The organism is Robertmurraya korlensis NBRC 107688, from assembly GCF_001591645.1.
Classification (GTDB): Bacteria; Bacillota; Bacilli; order Bacillales; family Cytobacillaceae; genus Robertmurraya_A.
The window spans coordinates 62,439-86,203 of record NZ_BCVH01000002.1 but is presented as its reverse complement, the minus strand read 5'-3'; the positions used below and the strand labels follow the sequence as shown (position 1 = coordinate 86,203).

Annotated in this window: 24 protein-coding genes; 22 read left to right on the top strand and 2 right to left on the bottom strand. The window is 39.0% G+C overall.

Annotated elements, in window-relative coordinates; genetic code table 11:
- The first annotated feature begins 40 nt into the window (after positions 1-40).
- Positions 41-1,063 carry a DNA polymerase III subunit delta gene (holA, locus tag BKO01S_RS05290; protein WP_066049867.1) on the top strand — a complete coding sequence of 341 codons (1,023 nt, stop codon included), beginning with the start codon at positions 41-43 and terminating at the stop codon, positions 1,061-1,063.
- A gap of 62 nt (positions 1,064-1,125) precedes the next feature.
- Here holA and rpsT read toward each other — a convergent pair whose 3' ends face one another.
- Positions 1,126-1,392 carry a 30S ribosomal protein S20 gene (rpsT, locus tag BKO01S_RS05285; protein ID WP_066049862.1) on the bottom strand — a complete coding sequence of 89 codons (267 nt, stop codon included), beginning with the start codon at positions 1,390-1,392 and terminating at the stop codon, positions 1,126-1,128.
- 225 nt (positions 1,393-1,617) lie between these two features.
- Here rpsT and gpr point away from each other — a divergent pair, with 225 nt between their 5' ends.
- From gpr to deoC, 13 genes are all read left to right on the top strand, one after another.
- Positions 1,618-2,742, top strand: coding sequence for a GPR endopeptidase (gene gpr / locus BKO01S_RS05280; protein ID WP_066049857.1), 1,125 nt, complete (start codon positions 1,618-1,620; stop codon positions 2,740-2,742).
- 76 nt (positions 2,743-2,818) lie between these two features.
- The gene (spoIIP, locus tag BKO01S_RS05275) at positions 2,819-4,018 is read left to right on the top strand and encodes a stage II sporulation protein P (protein ID WP_066049854.1); all 1,200 of its coding nucleotides are present in this window, start codon (positions 2,819-2,821) and stop codon (positions 4,016-4,018) included.
- 19 nt (positions 4,019-4,037) lie between these two features.
- Entirely contained in the window at positions 4,038-4,367 is a 330-nt protein-coding gene (locus tag BKO01S_RS05270; RefSeq protein WP_066049848.1) for a YqxA family protein, read from the top strand.
- Positions 4,368-4,496: 129 nt separating this feature from the next.
- Entirely contained in the window at positions 4,497-6,332 is a 1,836-nt protein-coding gene (lepA, locus tag BKO01S_RS05265) for a translation elongation factor 4 (RefSeq protein WP_066049846.1), read from the top strand.
- A 98-nt stretch (positions 6,333-6,430) separates the two neighbouring features.
- Positions 6,431-7,570, top strand: a complete 1,140-nt coding sequence (gene hemW, locus BKO01S_RS05260) for a radical SAM family heme chaperone HemW (protein ID WP_066049843.1) — start codon at positions 6,431-6,433, stop codon at positions 7,568-7,570.
- An 85-nt stretch (positions 7,571-7,655) separates the two neighbouring features.
- Positions 7,656-8,687: a heat-inducible transcriptional repressor HrcA gene (gene hrcA / locus BKO01S_RS05255; RefSeq protein ID WP_066049840.1), complete on the top strand. Its 1,032-nt coding sequence runs from the start codon at positions 7,656-7,658 to the stop codon at positions 8,685-8,687.
- Positions 8,688-8,780: 93 nt separating this feature from the next.
- The gene (gene grpE / locus BKO01S_RS05250) at positions 8,781-9,365 is read left to right on the top strand and encodes a nucleotide exchange factor GrpE (RefSeq protein ID WP_066049837.1); all 585 of its coding nucleotides are present in this window, start codon (positions 8,781-8,783) and stop codon (positions 9,363-9,365) included.
- Positions 9,366-9,400: 35 nt separating this feature from the next.
- On the top strand, positions 9,401-11,227 hold the full coding sequence (dnaK, locus tag BKO01S_RS05245) for a molecular chaperone DnaK (RefSeq protein ID WP_066049835.1): 1,827 nt from the start codon (positions 9,401-9,403) through the stop codon (positions 11,225-11,227).
- Positions 11,228-11,359: 132 nt separating this feature from the next.
- Positions 11,360-12,481, top strand: coding sequence for a molecular chaperone DnaJ (gene dnaJ, locus BKO01S_RS05240; RefSeq protein ID WP_066049832.1), 1,122 nt, complete (start codon positions 11,360-11,362; stop codon positions 12,479-12,481).
- Positions 12,482-12,501: 20 nt separating this feature from the next.
- Positions 12,502-13,440, top strand: coding sequence for a 50S ribosomal protein L11 methyltransferase (gene prmA, locus BKO01S_RS05235; protein WP_066049831.1), 939 nt, complete (start codon positions 12,502-12,504; stop codon positions 13,438-13,440).
- Between the two features lie 48 nt (positions 13,441-13,488).
- Positions 13,489-14,235 carry a 16S rRNA (uracil(1498)-N(3))-methyltransferase gene (locus tag BKO01S_RS05230; protein ID WP_066049828.1) on the top strand — a complete coding sequence of 249 codons (747 nt, stop codon included), beginning with the start codon at positions 13,489-13,491 and terminating at the stop codon, positions 14,233-14,235.
- 5 nt (positions 14,236-14,240) lie between these two features.
- The gene (gene mtaB / locus BKO01S_RS05225) at positions 14,241-15,590 is read left to right on the top strand and encodes a tRNA (N(6)-L-threonylcarbamoyladenosine(37)-C(2))-methylthiotransferase MtaB (RefSeq protein WP_066049825.1); all 1,350 of its coding nucleotides are present in this window, start codon (positions 14,241-14,243) and stop codon (positions 15,588-15,590) included.
- 19 nt (positions 15,591-15,609) lie between these two features.
- The gene (gene deoC, locus BKO01S_RS05220; RefSeq protein WP_066049818.1) at positions 15,610-16,281 is read left to right on the top strand and encodes a deoxyribose-phosphate aldolase; all 672 of its coding nucleotides are present in this window, start codon (positions 15,610-15,612) and stop codon (positions 16,279-16,281) included.
- 26 nt (positions 16,282-16,307) lie between these two features.
- Here deoC and BKO01S_RS05215 read toward each other — a convergent pair whose 3' ends face one another.
- The gene (locus BKO01S_RS05215; RefSeq protein ID WP_066049814.1) at positions 16,308-17,231 is read right to left on the bottom strand and encodes a Na/Pi symporter; all 924 of its coding nucleotides are present in this window, start codon (positions 17,229-17,231) and stop codon (positions 16,308-16,310) included.
- A gap of 211 nt (positions 17,232-17,442) precedes the next feature.
- Between BKO01S_RS05215 and rpsU the strand changes: the two genes are divergently transcribed.
- The 8 genes from rpsU (at position 17,443) to BKO01S_RS05175 (ending at position 23,626) form a co-directional block, all read left to right on the top strand.
- Positions 17,443-17,616 carry a 30S ribosomal protein S21 gene (gene rpsU / locus BKO01S_RS05210; protein WP_019154564.1) on the top strand — a complete coding sequence of 58 codons (174 nt, stop codon included), beginning with the start codon at positions 17,443-17,445 and terminating at the stop codon, positions 17,614-17,616.
- Between the two features lie 14 nt (positions 17,617-17,630).
- Positions 17,631-18,074 carry a GatB/YqeY domain-containing protein gene (locus BKO01S_RS05205; RefSeq protein ID WP_066049810.1) on the top strand — a complete coding sequence of 148 codons (444 nt, stop codon included), beginning with the start codon at positions 17,631-17,633 and terminating at the stop codon, positions 18,072-18,074.
- A 160-nt stretch (positions 18,075-18,234) separates the two neighbouring features.
- Positions 18,235-19,554 carry an NfeD family protein gene (locus BKO01S_RS05200; RefSeq protein WP_066050561.1) on the top strand — a complete coding sequence of 440 codons (1,320 nt, stop codon included), beginning with the start codon at positions 18,235-18,237 and terminating at the stop codon, positions 19,552-19,554.
- Positions 19,551-20,540, top strand: coding sequence for a flotillin-like protein FloA (floA, locus tag BKO01S_RS05195; protein ID WP_198158768.1), 990 nt, complete (start codon positions 19,551-19,553; stop codon positions 20,538-20,540). Before BKO01S_RS05200 ends, floA begins: the two co-directional genes overlap by 4 nt.
- Before the next feature lie 36 nt (positions 20,541-20,576).
- Positions 20,577-21,062, top strand: a complete 486-nt coding sequence (locus tag BKO01S_RS05190; protein WP_066049807.1) for a YqfB family membrane protein — start codon at positions 20,577-20,579, stop codon at positions 21,060-21,062.
- 80 nt (positions 21,063-21,142) lie between these two features.
- Entirely contained in the window at positions 21,143-21,427 is a 285-nt protein-coding gene (gene yqfC / locus BKO01S_RS05185) for a sporulation protein YqfC (RefSeq protein ID WP_066049803.1), read from the top strand.
- Between the two features lie 43 nt (positions 21,428-21,470).
- Positions 21,471-22,664, top strand: coding sequence for a sporulation protein YqfD (gene yqfD, locus BKO01S_RS05180; RefSeq protein WP_066049800.1), 1,194 nt, complete (start codon positions 21,471-21,473; stop codon positions 22,662-22,664).
- Positions 22,661-23,626, top strand: coding sequence for a PhoH family protein (locus BKO01S_RS05175; RefSeq protein WP_066049797.1), 966 nt, complete (start codon positions 22,661-22,663; stop codon positions 23,624-23,626). The genes yqfD and BKO01S_RS05175 overlap by 4 nt, the downstream gene beginning before the upstream one ends.
- Positions 23,627-23,765 lie beyond the last annotated feature (139 nt).

Genomic DNA, 23,765 nt, shown 5'->3' with positions numbered 1-23,765 from the left:
GATAAATAAGTAACCTATAATCCTGAACGGAGCGAGGAAAGTGATTTTTGATTTATGGAAGCAAATTAAAAGGAAAGAATTTTCTCCTATTTACGTTTTATATGGAACAGAGTCGTTTCTTATTAATGAAACAAAGCAGCTTTTAATCCAAAATGTTTTGGGAGTAGATGAAAGTGATTTTAATCTTTCCACTTATGATTTAGAGGAAATACCTATTGAAGTGGCATTAGAGGATGCCGAAACTATCCCATTCTTAGGGGATAAAAGGCTGATTTTTTTAAATAATCCTGGTTTTTTAACCGCTGAAAAAACGAAAGATAAGATCGATCATCAGCTAGGAAGACTAGAGCAATACATGAAGGAGCCTTCACCGTATTCAATTGTTGTTATCGTAGCCCCATACGAAAAACTTGATGAACGTAAGAAGCTAACAAAGGAATTAAAAAGAACAGCTGTAGTGGGAGAGGCAAAAAAATTAGGGGAACATGAACTAAAGAATTGGATTACTCAGAGAGCAAAGTTAAATGGAACAACCATAAATGATGATGCTGTAGAACTGATGCTAGCGTTAGCTGGGACAAATCTTTTTTTATTAACTTCAGAGGTGGACAAGCTTAGTTTATATTGCAATGAGACAAAGCAAATTGATGCTGAGACAGTAGAAAAGCTTGTTTCACGTTCGCTTGAACAGAATATCTTTACACTTGTTGATAAAGTCGTGCATCGAAAAGTAGACGAGGCATTACGTATTTATTACGATTTGTTAAGACAAAATGAAGAACCCCTAAAAATACTAGCGATTATCGCAGGGCAGTTCCGTTTGATTTATCAAGTAAAGGAATTGGCAAGGCGTGGTTATGGTCAACAGCAAATGGGAGGGTACTTAAAAGTCCATCCATTCCGTATAAAACTTGCTGCAGGTCAGGCCATGCAGTTTAGTGATGAAGAGCTGACGAAAATTATGAAAATGTTAGCGGATGCCGATTTTCAGGCAAAGACAGGTGGAATGAATAAGGAGCTTCTTATTGAAATGTTTTTATTTCATTTACATTCAGGTTCATAAAGCAATAAAAAAGCTAGATCCTATAAAAGGATCTAGCTTTTTATCTATGATATAGCAAAAAATTAAGAGTTTAATGAATTTAATTTCTTCATTAAACGAGACTTTTTGCGAGCAGCAGCATTCTTATGGATAAGACCTTTCGCTGCAGCTTTGTCAAGTTTACTTGCAGCAAGAGCAAAGCTCTCTTGTGCAGTAGTAGCGTCACCGTTAACGATAGCTGCTTCTACTTTCTTAACAGCCGTACGTGTTGCAGATTTCACCATCGTGTTACGTGCATTACGCTCTTCGCTTGTTTTCACGCGCTTGATTGCAGATTTAATATTTGGCATTCGATTCACCTCCTACAAAGCATCGAGATTCTATACTCGACTATCACCATTCATTAATTACGTAAATTAAGAACAAAACACATTTTATCATTCGGTGACTACTATTGCAATACTTTTCAATGGAAATATATCCGATAATACCCCATGGTTTGAATGGTTTCTTTTAGATAAGGAAATAATAGATGCTAGTTTATGTACTAAATTGATAAAAGAGAGGGGCTTATTATGAAGGAATCAATAGATTTAAGTAAATATTCCATTCGTACAGATTTGGCAGTTGAAGCAAGGGAAATGGTTATTGCAAGCAGGGGGAAGAATGTAACGGATGAAAAGGATCTTTCAAACATAAATGGAGTAGTCATTAAAGAAAAGGAAGAGAACGGAATCAAGCTATCGTTAGTTGAAGTGTCAAAAGAAGGGGAGAAAGAATTAAATAAAAAAGCAGGAAAGTATTTAACGATTGAGGTACAGGGGATCAGACAACAGGATACGGATTTACAAAAAAAGGTGGAAGAAACATTTGCAAGGGAATTCTCCCATTTTTTAAGTGGAATAGGAATAAATAAAGATGCTTCTTGTCTAGTAGTTGGACTGGGGAATTGGAATGTTACTCCTGATGCACTTGGGCCACAGGTATGTGAGAATCTATTAGTTACCAGACATTTGTATGAATTAAGTCCACAAAGTGTGGATGAAGGATATCGTCCAGTAAGTGCGTTGTCTCCAGGTGTTATGGGTTTAACGGGTATAGAAACTAGCGACATTATTATGGGAGTAGTTGAGAAAACAAAGCCGGATTTTGTTATTGCTATTGATGCGCTAGCTTCCCGTTCGATTGAAAGGGTAAATTCAACAGTACAAATATCGAATACAGGAATACATCCAGGTTCCGGGGTAGGAAATAAGCGTAAAGAGCTTAGTGAAGAGACATTAGGAATACCGGTGATTGCAGTAGGTGTACCAACAGTAGTTGATGCGGTCTCTATTACGAGTGACACAATTGACTTCATATTAAAGCATTTTGGCCGTGAATTAAGAGAAGGAAATCGACCTTCTAGAGCGTTAGCCCCTGCAGGAATGACATTTGGTGAGAAGAAGAAATTGACTGATGAGGATATGCCTGAAGAACATCACCGAAATACATTCCTTGGAATGATTGGTAATCTAGAAGAAGAAGAAAAAAGAAGATTGATTCACGAGGTATTATCACCGCTTGGACATAATTTAATGGTAACCCCAAAGGAAGTAGATGTATTTATTGAAGATATGTCCAACTTAATTGCGAACGGAATAAACGCTGCATTGCATGATGCAGTAAATCAAGATAATGCAGGCTTCTATACGAGATAGGGACCGTCCAAATTTATTGTTCTACCTTCTCTAGTAAGTACATATCATTTACTAGACTAGGCTAAGAGGTGGAATAATGAAACTACAAAAAACGCCCTATGTTGTAACCATTCAAGGGACAAGTATTTTAAAACTTATTTTATCGTGTATGTTGTTGATCTTCCTACTCTTTTCAGTGAGCGGACTATTAACTTCTTTAAACCCACAATATCAGCTTAGATCATCTAGTGTGAATAAAGCGACCATGAACTTGAGTGGAAATATACTCTTTCAGTTGATGGGAAGAGAAAATCATTATTTTATGAGCGGATTAGTAGAAAGAGATGCAGTTCCGAGTATGTCGAGTGTATTGTTTAAAGCCTCTACAAATGTGAATCTTAATGATCCACGGAGCTTATTGGGGAGAGAACTTCCGGGGTTTTCGTTATTTGATGGGAAAATACTTGTTGCTGGAGAAGGAACGAATTATACAAATATGCCTATTGAATCAGCTCCACCTGAAGAAGCACTGAACAAAGAAAATGAGGCAAGCTTGCAAAATACGGAAGACATAAAAGACGAAGATTCAAAACCGAGCGCTCCGCCGCCTTTAACGACGGGGGATAAAAAAGTGGCTTATATTTATTTCTCTCATACAAGAGAATCATATCTCCCGTACTTAGAGGGGGTAACCAATGCCAATAGTGCGCAGCACTCAGAAATCAATGTGACAAAGATTGGCGATCGCCTTCAGGAAAAACTAGAAGGTTATGGGGTTGGTACGATTTTAGATAAGTCTGATGTCACCGATCGATTACATGCAAATGGCTGGACGTATGGTCGTTCATACGATGCTTCGAGACAGATGGTGCAAGAGGCGATGGCTAATAACTCAAATCTTTCGTATCTAATAGATATTCACCGTGATTCTAAAAGAAAAGAAGATACAACAAAAGTAATAAACGGAAAGTCCTATGCCAAGCTAGCTTTTGTTGTTGGGGCTGAACACCCAAATTATGAGAAGAACCTCAAGTTGGCAACAGAAATTCATTATAAGCTCGAGGAGAAGTACCCTGGTCTAAGCAGAGGTATTATCCAAAAGAGTGGGGCTAGTACAAATGGCCGCTTTAATCAGGACCTTTCCGGTAATGCTTTACTAGTAGAGTTTGGTGGAGTGGATAACAACTTCGATGAGCTTAATCTTTCCGCAGATGCATTTGCAGATGTATTTAGTGAAATCTTCTGGGAAGCAGAAAAGGTCAATTACCCAGTAACCGTTCCTACTGAGGAACAATAATGTTGATTAGGTGATAGGTATGAAAATGTTTATGTTTAAAAGCATATTACTTATGTCTCTCATGTTTGTATCCGTATTATTCGGAATGCAAATTGCAAATAATGGGATCGTAAACATGAGAGGATTTGATGATCCAAACTTTAAAGGTGCATTTACCATTAACGAACAGGAAGAAAATGTCCAAGTCTCAGTTTTAGGAAATAATGTAGACAGTCATGATATAAATAAAAAAAGAGAACAATTAGAAGAAATGGAAGCCTATAACTTCTTCTCAGACTTAGGAAAAACTCTAGCAGACACAGTGTCAGGAATAGCGGAGATCGGAATTGACCTAATCACAGATCGATAGAAAATCGGCAATCGTAGGATTGCTGTTTTTCTTTTCAAGCCCTTGATATAGTTTTCGTTGAATCTTGGATACCCTACTGCTATAATCAAAAATAGTGTATACGTGCGAAGTATAGTAGGAGTGAACTGAATGAACAGACAAGATAGACTAAATAGACAAGGAAAAATAAGGAATTTTTCTATTATTGCACATATTGATCATGGGAAATCGACGTTAGCTGACCGTATTTTAGAGAAAACAAATGCGCTGACAGCTAGAGAAATGAAGGACCAATTGCTAGATTCGATGGACCTCGAGAGAGAACGTGGCATCACGATCAAATTAAACTCTGTGCAATTAAAATATCAAGCAAAGGATGGAGAAGTTTATACTTTCCATTTAATCGATACACCCGGGCATGTAGACTTCACCTATGAGGTATCCCGAAGCCTAGCTGCTTGTGAAGGAGCAGTCCTAGTAGTTGATGCGGCACAGGGAATTGAAGCTCAAACGTTAGCGAATGTTTACTTAGCGTTAGACAATGACCTTGAAATTGTACCAGTTATAAACAAAATTGATTTGCCAAGCGCAGATCCAGAACGCGTGCGTAACGAGATTGAAGAAGTAATTGGGTTAGATGCATCCGAGGCAGTTTTAGCAAGTGCGAAGGCAGGAATCGGTATTGAAGACATTCTAGAGCAGGTAGTAGAAAAGGTTCCTGCTCCTACTGGGGATCCAGACGCACCTTTAAAAGCGCTGATTTTCGACTCCCTTTATGATGCTTATCGCGGAGTGGTAGCCTATATCCGTGTTGTAGATGGTACGGTAAAGGTTGGAGACAAAATTCGCATGATGGCAACTGGAAAAGAATTTGAAGTTACCGAAGTAGGGGTATTCACACCAAAATCAACTCCAGTTCCGGAACTAACTGTTGGTGATGTTGGATTTTTAACGGCAGCCATTAAAAATGTGGGAGACACACGAGTGGGTGATACGATTACTAGTGTGAAAAATGGAGCAACGGAAGCTCTTCCAGGCTACCGTCGCTTAAACCCAATGGTATATTGCGGATTGTATCCAATTGATAGTGCAAAGTTTAATGATTTAAGAGAAGCGTTAGAAAAGCTAGAACTAAACGATTCGGCACTACAATTTGAGCCAGAAACTTCTCAAGCGCTTGGCTTTGGTTTCCGTTGTGGATTCCTAGGATTGCTCCATATGGAGATTATTCAAGAGCGTATTGAAAGAGAGTTTAAAATTGACTTAATTACAACAGCACCAAGTGTAATCTACCATGTCGTTTTGACAGATGACTCTGAAATAAAAGTTGATAATCCTTCAAATATGCCAGATCCACAAAAAATTGCACGCGTTGAAGAACCGTATGTAAAAGCTACAATGATGGCTCCTAATGATTATGTGGGGGCAATAATGGAACTTTGTCAGGAAAAACGAGGAATCTTTATCGATATGCAATACATGGATGAGACTCGTGTAAACATTGTGTACGAGATTCCTCTTTCAGAAATCGTTTATGACTTTTTTGATCAATTAAAATCAAGCACAAAGGGTTATGCTTCGTTTGATTACGAGTTAATTGGATACAAGGAGTCAAAACTTGTGAAGATGGATATTCTTCTTAATGCTGAAAAGGTGGATGCGTTAAGCTTTATTGTTCATAAAGACTTTGCATACGAACGTGGAAAAGTCATAGTTGAAAAGCTGAAGGAATTGATACCGAGACAACAGTTCGAGGTTCCGATTCAAGCAGCGGTTGGACAGAAAATTGTGGCACGTTCCACCATTAAAGCAATGCGTAAAAACGTATTAGCCAAATGTTATGGTGGAGATATCTCACGTAAGCGTAAGCTACTCGAAAAGCAAAAAGAAGGTAAGAAGCGTATGAAGCAGGTTGGTTCAGTAGAAGTACCTCAAGAGGCATTCATGGCTGTTTTGAAAATGGACGATACAAATTCAAAGAAGTAGATGATTTGATTTTAAAAGAAAGGTTAGATAAGCTTGATAAATCAAGTAATCTAACCTTTTTTGAATGTGAAAAAAGTGAAACTTAAGGTTGTGTAAAAATGGTAAGAGCAGCATATATTCATATTCCGTTTTGTGAGCATATTTGTCATTATTGTGATTTTAATAAGGTTTTCTTAAAAGGTCAGCCTGTCGATGAGTACTTAGATGCGCTTGAAGAAGAGATTCGATTAACGTTAGAAAAACATCCAGCTGAGCCACTTCATTCCATATTTGTTGGCGGTGGAACACCCACTTCATTAAGTGAGAAGCAGTTAAATCGATTGTTGTCTTCCATTAATAAATATCTTCCATTAGAACAAAATGCAGAGATTACATTTGAAGCCAATCCAGGAGATTTGTCTGATGAAAAGTTTCGAGTGCTTTTTGAGGGGGGAGTCAACCGGTTAAGCTTTGGCGTACAAACTTTTGATAATGAGCTTCTAAAGGCAATCGGAAGAACGCATTGTAAGGAAGATGTGTTCACCTCTATTGAAAAAGCAAAGAAAGTTGGGTTCGAAAATATAAGTGTAGATTTGATCTATAGCTTGCCGGAGCAAACGTTAAATAGCTTCAAAGAGACCCTACAAACGGCGCTTTCCCTTGATATTCAACATTACTCTGGTTATTCCCTTATTATTGAACCCAAAACGGTGTTCTATAATTTAATGAGAAAAGGAAAATTGCCTGTTCCGGGAGAAGACACGGAAGCGGAAATGTATGAGTTGCTTATGGAGCAAATGCAGTTAGCTGGTTTCCAGCAATATGAAATTTCGAACTTTGCTCTACCAGGATACGAAAGCAAGCATAATTTAACATACTGGAATAATGAGGAATATTATGGGTTTGGTGCTGGATCTCATAGTTATGTTTCGGGAGAAAGGATTGCGAACCATGGTCCTCTAAAAAAATATATGGATTCCATTTCAAATGGCATTCTTCCCTCTCATAATATTCATAAAGTAGAGAACAATGAAATGTGGGAGGAAGAAATGTTCCTTGGCTTAAGGAAAATAGAGGGAGTAAACGTGGAACACTTCATTCAAAAGTTTGGAGTTGATCCGCTCTCTTTATTTAAGGAAGAAATCAATTCCTTACAAAATCGCGAGTTAATTACTTGTCAAGATGGCAGAATTGCTTTAACGCATAAAGGTCGTTTTCTCGGAAATGAAGTTTTTCAATCATTTATCGGTGTTATCTAAATGTTGACATATAGCCCCAACATTTGATAATTTAATATTAGATTTAGCACTCGTTATAAGAGAGTGCTAACAGAGGTGATGAAACATGTTAACAGATCGTCAATTGTTAATTTTTCAGGTGATTGTTGATGATTTCATTCGTTCTGCTCAACCGATTGGGTCAAGAAGCTTGTCGAAGAAAGAGGATATTAGTTTTAGCTCTGCTACGATTCGTAATGATATGGCTGATTTAGAGGAGTTAGGCTTTCTTGAGAAGACGCATACTTCTTCTGGAAGAATTCCTTCCGAAAAAGGCTATCGTTTTTATGTAGATCATCTCCTTGCACCACAGAAGCTTGATCAGCATGATATGCAATCCGTAAAATCGATCTTCGCTGAAAGGCTTTATGAACTTGAAAAAATCGTACAAAAGTCTGCAAAAATCTTATCTGAGCTGACAAATTATACTTCTATCGTTCTTGGGCCTGCTGTAAGGGAGAATAAGCTTAAGAAAATTCAAATTGTTCCCCTTAACAAGGAAACAGCTATTGCGATTATTGTGACTGATAAAGGACATGTAGACAATCGAATGTTTCATCTACCAGAGGGGTTAGATGCAAGTGATATTGAGAAAATGGTTAATATTCTTAATGAGCGTTTAACAGGAGTGCCCCTTGAGGATCTAAACGACAAAATCTACAAAGAGGTTGCGACTTTACTCAGACAACATATTCGAAATTATGATTCGATGCTCCATGCATTCGCTGATACGTTAAAGATTCCATCGAATGAAAAAGTATTCTTTGGTGGACGAACGAATATTCTTAGTCAACCGGAATTCCATGATATTGAAAAGGTTAAAAGCCTTTTAAACATGATTGAACATGAAAAAAGCATGTACGATCTCATTCGGAAAAATCCGACTGGGATTCATGTGAAAATCGGTAAAGAAAACAAAAATTCAGCCATGGAGAATTGTAGCTTGATTTCGGCGACCTATTCTGTTGGAGAGGAACAACTTGGGACAATTGCTATTTTAGGACCTACTAGAATGGAATACTCTCGAGTTATCAGCTTATTACAAATGATTAGCCAAGATTTAACTTCTGTATTGACAAAGTTGTATCAAAATAAATAGTGGTGGAGATAGATGTTAGGAGGAGTATTTCCTTACCATCTACCTCTGCTTATATATGGGGTATTTTGAGCACATTTAAGGGAGGTGAGTAATTTGGCAGAAGAAAAGAGTACATTAAATGAAGAATTACACTCTTCTACTGAAACAGACGCAAGCTCAGAAGGTATCGAAGAGGTTTTTGCGGAAACAGAAGTAGTGACTGAGGATCATGTTGAAACCAATCCTGGGGACATTCGTATACAAGAGTTAGAAGCAAAACTTCAAGAGGCTGAAAATCGTTACTTGCGCTTGCAAGCTGACTTCGATAATTCTCGTCGCAGGGCTAGAATTGACCTTGAAGCGGCGCAAAAATATAGAGCTCAAAGCTTAATTACAAATTTATTACCAGCTCTAGATAACTTTGAAAGAGCTCTTCAGATTGAACCTGATAATGAACAAACGAAGGGCTTGCTACAAGGGATGGACATGGTTTACCGTAACCTGTCTGAAGCGTTAAAAAGTGAAGGCCTTGAAACAATAGAAGCTGTTGGAAACCCATTTGATCCGCATATGCATCAAGCGGTTATGCAAGTGGAAGATCCAAGTTTTGAATCTAATGTGGTTGTAGAGGAGTTCCAAAAGGGGTACAAGTTAAAGGATAAAGTCATCCGACCAGCTATGGTTAAGGTGAACCAGTAATCCCTACATAATAGAAATTTTGGGAGGTTATTTTTATGAGTAAAATCATTGGTATTGACTTAGGGACAACAAATTCATGTGTGTCCGTACTTGAAGGTGGAGAGCCTAAGGTCATTCCTAATGCAGAAGGAAACCGTACAACACCATCTGTTGTTGCTTTCAAAAATGGTGAGCGTCAAGTTGGTGAAGTAGCCAAGCGTCAAGCAATCACAAATCCAAATACAATCATGTCCATCAAGCGTCATATGGGTACTAGCCATAAAGAAACGATTGAAGGAAAAGAATATACACCACAAGAAGTATCTGCGATCATTCTTCAGCACCTTAAAGCGTACGCAGAAGACTATCTTGGAGAGTCGGTTTCAAAGGCTGTTATTACCGTTCCAGCTTATTTTAACGATGCAGAGCGTCAAGCAACAAAAGATGCTGGGAAAATTGCAGGTTTAGAAGTAGAACGTATTATCAATGAGCCAACTGCAGCGGCACTTGCTTATGGTTTAGACAAAATGGATGATGATCAAACGATCCTTGTTTACGACCTTGGAGGCGGAACATTTGACGTATCTATTTTAGAGTTAGGCGATGGCGTGTTTGAAGTAAAATCAACTGCTGGGGATAATCGTCTTGGTGGAGATGACTTTGACCAAGTGATTATCGATTATTTGGTAGAGCAATTCAAAAAGGAAAATGGAATTGATCTTTCAAAAGATAAAATGGCACTTCAACGCTTAAAGGATGCAGCAGAAAAGGCAAAGAAGGACCTTTCAGGTGTTACGACAACTCAAATTTCTCTTCCGTTTATCACGGCTGGAGAAGCTGGTCCACTTCACTTAGAGGTGACATTATCTAGAGCGAAATTTGAGGAGTTATCTTCAAGTCTTGTTGAAAGAACAATGGGACCAACTCGCCAAGCATTAAGAGATGCAGGATTAACGCCTGCTGAAATTGATAAAGTTATTCTAGTTGGGGGATCTACTCGTATTCCAGCTGTTCAAGAAGCGATTAAGCGTGAAACAGGAAAAGAGCCACATAAAGGTGTGAACCCTGATGAAGTAGTAGCAATGGGTGCAGCTATCCAAGGTGGAGTCATTTCAGGTGATGTAAAGGACGTTGTTCTTCTTGATGTAACTCCATTATCCCTAGGTATTGAAACAATGGGTGGCGTATTTACTAAGCTAATTGACCGCAATACAACGATTCCTACTTCAAAATCACAAGTATTCTCAACTGCTGCAGATAGTCAAACAGCAGTAGATATCCATGTTCTTCAAGGTGAACGTCCAATGGCTGCTGATAACAAAACACTTGGTCGTTTCCAATTAACGGATATTCCGCCAGCACCACGTGGGATTCCACAAATTGAAGTATCATTTGATATTGATAAGAATGGTATCGTGAACGTTCGTGCGAAGGATTTAGGAACAAACAAAGAACAAACAATTACGATTAAGTCTTCAACGGGTCTATCGGATGAAGAAATTCAAAAGATGGTTAGAGAAGCAGAAGAAAATGCAGAAGCTGATAAAAAGCGAAAAGAAGAAGTAGAACTTCGTAATGAAGCAGATCAGCTTGTATTTACAACTGAAAAGACTCTAAAGGACCTTGAAGGAAAAGTAGACGCGTCTGAAGTTGCTTCTGCAAATGAAGCAAAGGATGCACTAAAAGCTGCGATTGAGAGTAATGATTTAGAAGAAATTCGTGTGAAAAAGGATGCTCTTCAAGAAATCGTTCAAAACTTAACAATGAAGCTATACGAAGAGGCTGCTAAGCAAGCTCAAGCAGCTGAAGGGCAAGCGGGCGATAGTGGCAAGGATGACAATGTCGTTGATGCAGAATTTGAAGAAGTAAAAGACGATAAATAAGTTTAGGCAAACTAGCTTAGAAAAAGTCAAAGTCAAAGTCAAATCCATGCGACTTTGGCTTTTTCATTGCTTTGGGTGGAATGGTAATGTTAAAATAACCTTTATGTGAAATGATTCGGGGAGTGGGCAATCATGAGTAAAAGGGACTATTATGAGGTACTGGGATTAAGCAAAAGTGCTTCCAAAGATGAGATAAAAAAGGCGTACCGAAAGCTATCAAAAAAGTACCATCCGGATATTAACAAAGAGCCAGATGCGGATGAAAAGTTTAAAGAGGTAAAAGAAGCTTATGAGGTATTAAGTGATGACCAAAAGAAGGCGCACTACGATCAATTTGGACATACCGACCCTAACCAAGGGTTTGGTGGAGGAGATTTCGGTGGCTTTGGCGGCTTTGAGGACATTTTTAGCACGTTCTTTGGTGGAGGAGGGTCTAGAAGAAGAGATCCAAATGCACCTAGACAAGGGGCTGACCTTCAATATACGATGACACTTAGCTTCGAGGAAGCGGTTTTCGGTAAGGAAACCGATTTAGAAATACCTAGAGAAGAAAATTGTGAAACATGTCACGGTTCTGGAGCGAAACCAGGTACGAAGCCGGATACTTGTAGTCATTGTCATGGGGCAGGTCAATTGAATGTGGAGCAAAATACACCATTTGGTCGTATTGTTAACCGTCGAGTCTGTCATTACTGTAGTGGAACCGGCAAACAGATCAAAGATAAGTGTTCAACATGTAGCGGAACAGGAAAAGTGACCAAGCGTCGTAAGATCCATGTGAAAATTCCAGCAGGTATTGATGATGGACAACAACTTCGTGTAGCAGGACAAGGAGAGCCTGGAGTGAATGGTGGGCCGGCAGGAGATCTATATGTGGTGTTCCATGTTCGTTCACATGAGTTTTTTGAACGTGACGGAGACGATATCTATTGTGAAATGCCAATTACCTTTGTTCAAGCCGCTTTAGGTGATGAAGTGGAAGTGCCAACATTACATGGGAAAGTAAAACTGAAAGTACCAGCTGGCACACAAACAGGAACGAAATTCCGATTAAAAGGAAAAGGTGTTCCAAACGTAAGAGGCTATGGTACGGGTGATCAGCATATTATCATTCGAATCTTAACACCAACGAAGTTAACGGAAAAGCAAAAGCAATTGCTTCATGAGTTTGCAGAGGTAAGTGGAAATGTTCCTCAAGGTGAGCATGAAGAAGGTTTTTTTTCAAAAGTAAAAAGAGCATTTAAAGGCGAATAAAAGGAATAGGAGTTGGTAGTATGAAATGGTCAGAACTTTGCATTCATACAACAAATGAAGCGATAGAACCGATTTCAAATATATTGCATGAGGCAGGCGCAAGTGGAGTAGTTATTGAGGATCCATTGGAGCTTGTAAAAGAAAGGGAAGACCAATTCGGTGAAATCTACCAACTCAATCCAAAAGATTACCCAGATGAAGGGGTTATTGTTAAAGCTTATTTACCGGTAACTAGCTTCTTAGGAGAAACAGTTGATGCGATAAAAGAATCCATTAACAACCTGGTTATTCATAATATTGATATCGGAAGAAATACCGTAACGGTCAGTGAAGTGAATGAAGAAGAATGGGCGACTGCCTGGAAGAAGTATTATCATCCTGTAAAAATTTCTGAACGATTTACTATTGTACCCACATGGGAAGAGTATACTCCTGTTTCAAGTGATGAGTTAATTATCGAATTGGATCCAGGAATGGCATTTGGGACTGGGACACATCCGACCACGGTCATGTGTATACAGGCACTGGAGAGAACGGTCGTTGACGGAGATCATGTGGTCGACGTTGGAACGGGAACAGGTGTATTAAGTATCGCATCAGCCATGCTAGGTGCAAACTCTGTCCTCGCTCTAGATTTAGACGAAGTAGCTGTTAAATCTGCAAAGATCAATAGCAAGCTAAATAAAACGAATGAAGTAGTAACAGTAGCTCAAAACAATTTGCTAGACGGGGTTGACCAAGTAGCAGACGTGGTAGTAGCTAATATTTTAGCTGAAGTAATCATTCGATTTACAGATGATGTGGCAAGAGTCGTAAAAAAAGACGGTTATTTTATTTCTTCAGGTATTATTCTTCAGAAAAAAGACGAAGTTAGAACAGCGATAGAGCGTTCGGGGTTTGAAATCATAGAGACAATCCAAATGGAAGACTGGATTGCAATGATTGCCAAAAGGCAATGATGTAAAGGGGGATATCCCCCTTTTATCTTGATAAAGAAGGTGTAGCGTGTGCAACGATATTTTGTTGATCAAACAACTGAAGGACGATTTGTCATTACGGGTGATGATTTCAGGCACATTGTTAAAGTGATGAGATTAAAGATAAGCGATCAAATCATTTGTACCACTTCTAGAGGCGAAGGAGCTATTTGCCAAATTGCAGAAATTACCGATGAACAAGTCGTTGCAGACGTTGTACAATGGGAAGAAAGGTCTTCTGAACTTCCAGTTCGCGTGACGATTGCGAGTGGTCTTCCTAAAGCAGACAAGCTCGAGTGGATTATACAAAAGGGCACTGAATTAGGTGCCTATTCTTTTGTTCCTGTGGCAACTGCGAGATCGGTAGTAAAATGGGATGAAAAGAAGGCTGAAAAAAAGGTGGATCGCTGGCAAAAAATCGCAAAAGAGGCAGCAGAACAGTCACACCGACGCATCGTTCCATCTGTTGCAACTCCCGTTAATTTATCAGGCCTTATTAGTCTTTCAAAAGACTATACGTATAAATTAGTTGCTTACGAGGAAGAAGCAAAGCAAGGGGAGCGTTCGACTCTTGCTCGCACTCTTCAAGGGATGAAGAATGAAGACAGTGTTTTAATCGTATTTGGACCTGAAGGTGGTTTGACGGAATCAGAAGTTGAGTTGCTTTCTAAAGAGGGGTTCGAGTCATGTGGGCTTGGTCCTAGAATCTTACGAACAGAGACAGCACCCTTATACGTGCTGTCAGTTATTTCTTATCAATTTGAATTATTGAGGTGAACATTATGCCATCAGTTGCATTTCATACATTAGGTTGTAAGGTGAATCATTACGAAACGGAAGCTATATGGCAGCTTTTTCAAGAACAGGGGTATGAGAGAGTAGACTATGAATCAACATCAGATGTTTATGTAATCAATACTTGTACGGTAACAAACACAGGTGACAAAAAGAGTCGCCAGGTGATTAGACGGGCGATTCGAAAAAATCCAGAAGCGGTTATTTGTGTAACAGGCTGTTATGCGCAAACATCTCCTGCTGAAATTATGGCTATTCCTGGAGTGGATATAGTCGTTGGAACCCAGGATCGTGTAAAGATGATTGAATACATCGAACGATTTAAGGAAGAAAGACAACCAATTAATGCCGTTGGTAACATCATGAAAAATCGTGTTTACGAGGAATTAGATGTTCCAGCCTTCACGGACCGTACACGTGCTTCTCTAAAGATTCAGGAAGGCTGCAATAATTTCTGTACGTTTTGTATTATTCCTTGGGCTCGAGGATTAATGAGGTCACGTGATCCAAAGGAAGTCATTCGACAAGCACAGCAGCTAGTAGACGCTGGTTATAAGGAAATAGTCCTGACTGGTATTCACACGGGTGGTTACGGTGAAGATATGAAGGATTATAATCTTGCGATGCTATTGAAAGATTTGGAAAAAGAAGTAATTGGACTTGAAAGACTTAGAATCTCTTCCATTGAAGCGAGTCAAATTACGGACGAAGTGATTCAAGTGATGAATGACTCAAATGTAATCGTTAGACATCTTCATGTTCCATTACAATCAGGATCAAACTCCGTGTTAAAGAGAATGCGTCGTAAATATACGATGGAGTTCTTTGGCGAGAGGTTGGATCGTTTGAAAGAAGCTTTACCAGGTCTCGCGGTCACCTCAGATGTAATCGTTGGTTTTCCTGGAGAAACAGAAGAAGAGTTTATGGAAACCTATAATTTTATCAAGGACCATAAATTTTCCGAACTTCATGTATTCCCATACTCTAAACGTACGGGTACTCCTGCTGCTAGAATGGATGATCAAGTTGATGAAGAAGTTAAAAATGAGCGTGTACACAGATTAATTGCTTTATCTGATCAATTAGCTAAAGAGTATGCTTCACAATTTGAAGGTGAAGTTCTAGAAGTGATTCCTGAAGAACGTTCAAAAAGCGGTGAAGGAATGTATGAGGGATATACAGATAATTATTTAAAGGTTATATTTAAAGGGACAGAAGAAATGATTGGTCAAATTGTAAAGGTGAAGATTACAAAGGCTGGTTATCCATACAATGAAGGTCAATTTGTCCGAGTGCTTGATGAGTATGTTAGATCCGCAGAACAAGCAGCGATATAATATTGAATTGGAGTTGTAAATGATGAAAGAAATCGCAAAAATGATTGACCACACTTTGTTAAAAGCAGAAGCAACTAAAGAGCAGGTTGAACAATTATGTGCTGAAGCAAAAGAATATCGATTTGCTTCCGTTTGTGTGAACCCAACGTGGGTATCTTATGTAAGTGAGCTACTACAGGGTACAGGTGTGGACGTTTGTACAGTGATCGGTTTTCCGTTAGGAGCTACTACTCCTGAAACAAAAGCATTTGAAACAACGAATGCAATTGAAAATGGTGCAACCGAAGTAGATATGGTGATTAATATAGGTGCCTTAAAGGACAAAAATGACACATTAGTAGAAAGAGACATTCAAGCAGTTGTTAACGCTGCAAAGGGCAAAGCATTAACTAAGGTAATAATTGAAACATCTCTTTTAACTGAAGAAGAAAAAGTTCGTGCATGTAAACTAGCTGTAAGTGCAGGTACTGATTTTGTAAAAACATCTACAGGTTTTTCAACTGGTGGAGCAACGATTGCTGATATTGCACTTATGCGCAAGACAGTTGGTCCTACCATTGGTGTAAAGGCTTCAGGTGGAGTAAGAAGCGCGGAAGACGCAAAAAATATGATTGATGCTGGTGCAACTCGTATTGGGGCTAGCTCAGGAATTGCTATTGTAAAAGGCTTAGTGTCAGATAGTGACTATTAAAATAAAAACATGCCCCCGGCATGTTTTTATTTTTTGCCATGAAATTTCATAACTAAAGCAGCAAAATGGTTCGCGAATGGAAGAACCAGAAGCGAAGAAATTACGTTAAACAGTACGCTTATATGAGCGAGTTGTACATCAGGTTCCTGAGCTAGGCTGCCTGCAATGCTACCAAGATAAGCAATGAAGGGGAAAAATGCCAGTACCCCGATTAAATTTAACCATATATGAGCATAAGCACATAAACGAGCCTCTCTTCCGCCTCCGATACTGGCCACATAGCCTGTAACACATGTCCCAACATTTGCACCAAGCATAACTGCAATACCTGCCCCAATCGTCAGTAATTGACTTGATAAAAACCCCATAATAATACCTGTTGTTGCAGAGCTTGAGTGAATGAGAGCTGTGATGACTGCTCCTACTCCGACGCTTAGTAAGTGGCTTTCATTCATATCAATGATCAGTTGTTGGATGATGGGTAAACTTGATAAAGGTTTTGCTAGATATTTAAAGCCACTCATCGCTGAAAAAACTGTTGCCATTCCTAAAAGAATTAATCCAAAGGCATTAGCATTTTTATTTTTCATAAAGATTAGTAAGGCACCTATAATGGCCATTGGTACAAGAAAGGAATCAATTTGGAATGTGATAAATTCAGTGGTAAAGGTTGTCCCAATATTCGTTCCTAGTATAATTCCAATCGATTGCCTGAACGTTAATAATCCAGCAGAAATCAACCCTATCGTCATAACCATGACAGCTGAGCTGCTTTGGAGAGCTCCTGTAATGATAATAGAAGCTAAAAGTCCCTTCCATGTACGATCAGTTAATCTTACAAGCCATCTTTTAAGTGAATCTGCGGATAAGTTAAATAAACCGGTCCGTAAAATAGTCATGCCAAAAATAAATAATGCGATAAAGATACAAAATAAAAGAACACTTACCATGATTTTCCCTCCTTTTACATCTTTATTGCAAAGGTGTCTGGGACATGCTAAGTAATAAATAAAAAATAAATTTAAAGATTTATTCATAAATGGACGATAGCTAGTCGAATTACAGTTGACCTTGTTTAACTGTTATATTATAATTGCAAAGTACATGGAATTTCCATGTTGTTTGTTGTAAGTGTGTTGTGTTCGGAGGGAGGGAAAGAGAATGTCTAAAACCGTTGTTCGTAAAAACGAATCGCTTGAAGATGCTCTTCGTCGCTTCAAACGTACTGTATCTAAGTCAGGTACTATACAAGAAGCTAGAAAGCGCGAATTCTACGAAAAGCCTAGCGTAAAGCGTAAGAAAAAGTCTGAAGCTGCTAGAAAACGTAAGTGGTAAGAGAGGGTGTGTAAATGAGTCTTCTCGAGCGTTTAAATAATGATATGAAGCAAGCGATGAAAAACAAAGAAAAAGATAAACTTTCCGTTATTCGGATGGTCAAGGCTTCGTTGCAAAATGAAGCTATTAAAACTGGCCAGGATTTATCTGAAAACGAAGAGTTAACTGTCCTTTCTCGCGAAGTTAAGCAACGCAAAGATTCCCTCCATGAATTTGAAAAAGCAGGTCGTGATGACCTAGTTGAGAAACTACGTACTGAATTATCGTATATAGTCGAATATATGCCAACACAGCTAACGGAAGAGGAACTTTCCGATATAGTGAAAGCGGCAATATTAGAAACAGGTGCTTCTACAAAGGCTGAGATGGGAAAAGTGATGGCAGTACTTATGCCTAAAGTAAAAGGTAAGGCTGACGGATCACTTGTTAATAAACTTGTACAACAACACCTTTCATAATAAACATGCTTTAAAGACTGCAGGCTATACTGCAGTCTTTTTACATATACTTTATACAGGGAAACTGCTTTTGATTTGAAACCTTTTCGCAAGTCATCCGTATACAAACTATGCATCAGTCAAGGAAGGAGGGAAATGGGTGAAGCTTTGTCGATGGGTCATGGTCATTTCGTTTTTTATCGTGGGTATATTGTCGATCTTTCCGCTTAAAGGAGGCGCACAGAGCGAAGTTGTCTATATAGTACCTGTAGAAGAAACAGTGGAGAAAGGTCTATACGCCTTCTTATCGCGTGCGGTAAAAGAGGCGGAGGATGCAAATGCAAATGCAATCATTTTTACAATCAATACGCCAGGTGGTGCCGTTGATGCTGCAGGAAAGATCGGCCAATTATTATCGGCGACCAAAGTAAAAACAATTGCCTTTGTAGATAATCAAGCATTATCAGCGGGAGCATATATTTCACTTAATATGGATGAAATATATATGGTTCCTAGTGCAACCATTGGGTCTGCTGCTGTTATAGACCAAGCAGGAAATGCAGCTGATGAAAAAGCACAATCCTACTGGTTGAGTGCCATGAAAGCCGCTGCAGAACAAAGCGGTCGTGATCCTATATATGCATTAGCGATGGCTGATCGTGAAATAGACTTACCTGAGTATGGTGCCCCAACAGGAAAGTTGCTTACATTAACTGCAGATCAGGCAGAGGAAGTAGGATATTCTGAAGGGACGGTTTCTAGCCTAAAGGATTTACTTACAACACTTGGCCTTTCAGATGCCAAACTATTAGATGTAGAAGAGAGTTTCGCTGAAAAAATTGCACGTTTTATTACACATCCCGTCGTTGTTCCAATTTTGCTATCGATTGGTAGTCTTGGATTAATTTTAGAGCTATATTCGCCAGGTTTTGGTATACCAGGGTTTATGGGACTTTCATCGTTGCTTTTATTCTTCTACGGACACTTAGTGGCTGGTTTAGCTGGTTTTGAAACACTAATCCTATTTGTTATCGGAATCGGATTACTGCTATTAGAGTTGTTTCTTCCGGGAGGAATTGCAGGTATTTTTGGACTAGCGGCCATATTAGGAAGTCTGTTTCTAGCGACGGATAATGTGGTTCATATGGGAATTTCGATTCTTATTGCATTAAGTATTTCAGTGTTGGCATCTATCTTAATGGTAAAGGTGTTTGGTAAAAAGATGAAATTCTTTAAAAGGATTATTCTAACGGATTCCACCAAAAGCGAAGCCGGTTATGTTTCAAATAAAAATCGACCGGAGATCGTAGGGAAAGAGGGGATCACTCTTACGGCATTACGTCCAGCTGGTACCATTGTTTTAGATGATGAGCGAATGGATGTTGTTAGTGAGGGGAACTTTATTGCAAAGGATAAAAGGGTAAAGGTTGTAAAAACTGAAGGGGCTAGAATTGTTGTTAGAGAGATAACTGAATCAATGTCTAAGGAGGAAAAAGAATGATTTTAGGATCAGGAACGATATTTGTTGTCGTATTAGTTGTGTTGGGAATAATTTTATTATCGGTACTGCTAACTTTTGTACCAGTCATGCTCTGGATTTCAGCACTTGCAGCGGGTGTAAAGGTAAGCATTTTTACGCTGATAGGGATGAGATTACGCCGAGTTATTCCAAGTAGGGTAATCAACCCTTTAATTAAGGCACATAAAGCTGGTTTAGACGTTACAACCAATCAACTAGAAAGCCATTACTTAGCAGGTGGTAATGTAGATAGAGTTGTCAATGCATTAATTGCTGCTCATCGTGCCAATATCGAATTGTCTTTCGAACGTGCGGCAGCGATTGATTTAGCTGGTCGTGATGTGTTAGAGGCTGTACAGATGAGTGTAAATCCAAAGGTGATTGAAACTCCATTTATTGCTGGGGTAGCTATGGACGGGATTGAGGTAAAAGCCAAAGCAAGAATTACCGTTCGTGCAAATATCGACCGATTAGTCGGTGGTGCCGGGGAGGAAACGATTGTTGCTCGTGTTGGCGAAGGGATTGTTTCAACAATTGGTTCCTCTGATAATCATAAAAAAGTGTTAGAAAATCCAGATAGGATCTCGCAAACCGTTTTATCAAAAGGCTTAGATGCGGGTACAGCATTTGAAATTCTGTCGATTGATATTGCGGATGTTGATATCGGAAAGAATATCGGTGCAGAATTACAAACGGAACAAGCAGAAGCGGATAAAAAGATTGCTCAAGCAAAAGCGGAAGAACGAAGAGCAATGGCAGTAGCACAAGAGCAGGAAATGAAAGCACGCGTTGAAGAAATGAGAGCAAAAGTAGTGGAAGCAGAAGCGAAGGTACCGCTTGCTATGTCAGAGGCATTAACTTCTGGGAAGATTGGTGTCATGGATTATTTAAATATCCAAAATATTTCGGCTGACACAAGCATGAGAGATTCAATTGGGAAACCAGACGGAAATAAAGATACAAAATAATACGACTGCTGACGTAAAGCAAGGAGGTGTCCATCTTTGCAATTTCTATTGGAAAATCCCTTTATTTTAGTCGTATTAATCGGGATTATTTCTTCCTTCTATAAACAGATGAAGGGAACGGGAGAAGAGGACCGTCAAAAGCGGAAACAACCAAAACCTTTCCTCCCTGGACCAACCACTGAGAAATCAAAACCTATCATTGATTTTGATTTTGGAGAAATTAAACAAAAGCTTGAACGTCCACAAATGGAGAAAAAAGAGCCTATACAGCAACAAAAGGTGAGCACCAGTCGGGTGCAAAAAAGAACAGTTCAAAATGAACAGTCTGTTAGTAACACAAGGGTGGAACGTCAAACAACAGGAAGATTAAATCAGCCAAGAATGGAATCTGGAGTAAAAGTCACAAATGATCTCAAAGTTTCTAGTCAGACCCTAAGGGATGCGGTTATTTGGTCAGAAATTCTTGGCCCACCTAAAGCAAAACAGGTTTATCATCGAAAAAGAACGAATTCACGCTACTAAAACACAGTTGGATACTTAAAAAGTAGTGCTAGAACCCCCATTCATTTCATAAATATGAGATGAAAGGGGGTTCTTTTTTTATGGCTAAAAGGTGGGGGCAACGTGTAAGAAGCTGGATGACCCAAACAATGGATCTTCCACAAGATGTCATGATGGATTTACCCCGCATTACAATGATTGGTCAAATCCATATCTATATTGAGAACCACCGCGGATTACTCACTTTCTCAGAGAAAGAGCTTAGACTGCTTTTAAAGCAAGGGCAGTTGTTAATAAAGGGCAAGGCATTTGTCATAAAGACGATACTTCCAGAGGAGATTCTACTAGAAGGGAAAATTGAACAGGTTATTTATCTTGAAGAATAAGAATTTATTGATTTATTTCGTCTGAAAGGTAAGGAGGCAGAATATGAAGAACCAATGGATTTACTACTATTCAGGAATGGTATCAGTAAAGGTGACAGGAAAAGGCCTTGAAAGGTTTATTAACACGCTAACAAGAGAGCAGGTTTCAATCTGGAAAGTAAAGCGTCATGGCGTTCACGCCATGAGCTTTGAGATAAAAGTGGAGGATGCCCATAAAATTAGAAAGGTTGTTAGGAACTCAGGTTGTAAAATTGAGTTCCAACGCCGGACAGGCCTTCCTTTTCTAATAAAAAGAGCAATCAAAAATATGGGTTTTTTTATCGGTGCTTTTCTATTCTTAGTAGTCATTACCTTGCTTTCAAACATGGTATGGGGTATAGAAATTAAAGGGGCTGATCCAGCTACAGAGTACAAGATACGTAAAACACTCGATGAAATAGGAGTCAAAAAGGGGAAATTTCAGTGGTCCTTAGGCACTCCGGAAGCCATACAAAAATCGATTACAGAAAGTATGGATGAACTAACGTGGATTGGAGTGGAGTTACAGGGGACAACCTACCATTTACAAGTAGTCGAAAAAAACGAACCTGAAAAGCAGGAGGAGTTTGGTCCACAAAACTTAGTTGCAAAAAAGAAAGCAACAATCGTTGATTATTTTGTTGAAGAAGGTAAGCCTTTGGTTTCTCTTCATGAAGTTGTTTCTCCAGGGGAAGTATTAGTATCAGGTGCTATAGGAAGGGAAGGAGAGGAACAGTTGGTTCCAGCGAGGGGAGAGGTGTTAGGGGAAACTTGGTATTGGACTGAAGTGGACCTTCCTTTGTCAACGAATTTCCAAGTGTACACAGGTAATGAGACAAGAAAACATGCCATTACTATAGGGAACATTAAAATTCCTGTTTGGGGATTTGGGAAAGTCGAGTATAAAGAATCGGTTACAGAGGAAAATAATAAGCCAATTAAATTTTTAAAATGGAATTTGCCCGTTTCTTACCAACAGTCTACTATTCGAGAAAGTGAAAATGAGACAAGGGTATATACGGAAAAACAAGCATATACTGTCGCAAGAGAAATGGCTAGAAAAGATATAAAAAGTCTCTTACCTGAAGATGCTAAAATAAAAGGGGAAAAAGTTTTGCGCCAATTGGTCAAGAATGGTAAAGTTAACTTAATTGTTCATTTTCAAGTAATTGAAAATATTGCAGAACCTCAACCAATTACTCAAGGAGACTCGGAATGACAGAAGAACTAAAAACAATTAGTGTAAATCTCGAAAATCCAAATGAAGCAATCGCTCTATTAGGTAATTCTGACGCACATATTAAAATGATTGAGCAGGAACTCGGTGTATCGATTGTAACTAGAGGGGAAACAGTTAGTGTATCTGGTTCACCTGAAAATGTTGAATTGGTGACGAGTATTATTAGCAATCTACTCTACGTTATTCGAAAAGGCATTAATATTAGCGGGCGAGATGTCATGTATGCCATTCTAATGTCTAAAAAAGGTACATTGGAATACTTTAAAGACATCTATGAAGAGGAAATTACGAAAAATGCCAAAGGCAAGTCCATTCGTGTGAAAACTCTTGGTCAGCAGCAGTATTTATTGGCAATGAAGAAACATGATCTCGTCTTTGGCATTGGCCCTGCAGGTACGGGAAAAACATATTTAGCGGTAGTCATGGCTGTAAATGCATTGAAAAATGGAAATGTCAAACGAATCATTTTAACGAGACCAGCTGTTGAAGCGGGAGAAAGTCTTGGATTTTTACCAGGGGACTTAAAGGAAAAGGTTGATCCGTATCTACGTCCATTATATGATGCGCTCCATGATATCTTAGGTACGGAGCATACCCAGCGGTTAATTGAACGCGGGACTATTGAAATTGCTCCTCTAGCGTATATGAGGGGAAGAACATTAGATGACGCTTTTGTCATTTTAGATGAAGCTCAAAACACAACTCAGGCACAGATGAAAATGTTCTTAACGCGACTTGGATTTGGTTCGAAAATGGTCATTACAGGTGATCAAACACAAATCGACTTACCAAAAGGTGTAAAATCAGGTTTGATCACAGCGGAGTCTATTCTCTCTACAGTAAAGGGTATTTCCATTATCCATTTAGAACAGAGCGATGTGGTTAGACATCCTCTAGTAGGCCGAATCATTCAAGCGTACGATGTACAATCCAAAGAATAAACCGTTCGCGAAACTCGAACGGTTTTTTCTTGTCATTAAGCAAGTGTTCTCTGATGCCGTATCTGCCATTCCTATAAAAAGATGCATCCTGATTAAAAAACTGTTATCATTTTACATATGTGGATTTAATTCTGTTAAA

Bases quoted from the DNA above. Each gene is read 5' to 3' on its own strand.
- rpsT (WP_066049862.1), bottom strand. From the start codon at position 1,392: ATGCCAAATATTAAATCTGCAATCAAGCGCGTGAAAACAAGCGAAGAG.
- gpr (WP_066049857.1), top strand. From the start codon at position 1,618: ATGAAGGAATCAATAGATTTAAGTAAATATTCCATTCGTACAGATTTG.
- spoIIP (WP_066049854.1), top strand. From the start codon at position 2,819: ATGAAACTACAAAAAACGCCCTATGTTGTAACCATTCAAGGGACAAGT.
- BKO01S_RS05270 (WP_066049848.1), top strand. From the start codon at position 4,038: ATGAAAATGTTTATGTTTAAAAGCATATTACTTATGTCTCTCATGTTT.
- lepA (WP_066049846.1), top strand. From the start codon at position 4,497: ATGAACAGACAAGATAGACTAAATAGACAAGGAAAAATAAGGAATTTT.
- hemW (WP_066049843.1), top strand. From the start codon at position 6,431: ATGGTAAGAGCAGCATATATTCATATTCCGTTTTGTGAGCATATTTGT.
- hrcA (WP_066049840.1), top strand. From the start codon at position 7,656: ATGTTAACAGATCGTCAATTGTTAATTTTTCAGGTGATTGTTGATGAT.
- dnaK (WP_066049835.1), top strand. From the start codon at position 9,401: ATGAGTAAAATCATTGGTATTGACTTAGGGACAACAAATTCATGTGTG.
- dnaJ (WP_066049832.1), top strand. From the start codon at position 11,360: ATGAGTAAAAGGGACTATTATGAGGTACTGGGATTAAGCAAAAGTGCT.
- prmA (WP_066049831.1), top strand. From the start codon at position 12,502: ATGAAATGGTCAGAACTTTGCATTCATACAACAAATGAAGCGATAGAA.
- mtaB (WP_066049825.1), top strand. From the start codon at position 14,241: ATGCCATCAGTTGCATTTCATACATTAGGTTGTAAGGTGAATCATTAC.
- deoC (WP_066049818.1), top strand. From the start codon at position 15,610: ATGATGAAAGAAATCGCAAAAATGATTGACCACACTTTGTTAAAAGCA.
- BKO01S_RS05215 (WP_066049814.1), bottom strand. From the start codon at position 17,231: ATGGTAAGTGTTCTTTTATTTTGTATCTTTATCGCATTATTTATTTTT.
- rpsU (WP_019154564.1), top strand. From the start codon at position 17,443: ATGTCTAAAACCGTTGTTCGTAAAAACGAATCGCTTGAAGATGCTCTT.
- BKO01S_RS05205 (WP_066049810.1), top strand. From the start codon at position 17,631: ATGAGTCTTCTCGAGCGTTTAAATAATGATATGAAGCAAGCGATGAAA.
- BKO01S_RS05200 (WP_066050561.1), top strand. From the start codon at position 18,235: ATGGTCATTTCGTTTTTTATCGTGGGTATATTGTCGATCTTTCCGCTT.
- floA (WP_198158768.1), top strand. From the start codon at position 19,551: ATGATTTTAGGATCAGGAACGATATTTGTTGTCGTATTAGTTGTGTTG.
- yqfC (WP_066049803.1), top strand. From the start codon at position 21,143: ATGGCTAAAAGGTGGGGGCAACGTGTAAGAAGCTGGATGACCCAAACA.
- yqfD (WP_066049800.1), top strand. From the start codon at position 21,471: ATGAAGAACCAATGGATTTACTACTATTCAGGAATGGTATCAGTAAAG.
- BKO01S_RS05175 (WP_066049797.1), top strand. From the start codon at position 22,661: ATGACAGAAGAACTAAAAACAATTAGTGTAAATCTCGAAAATCCAAAT.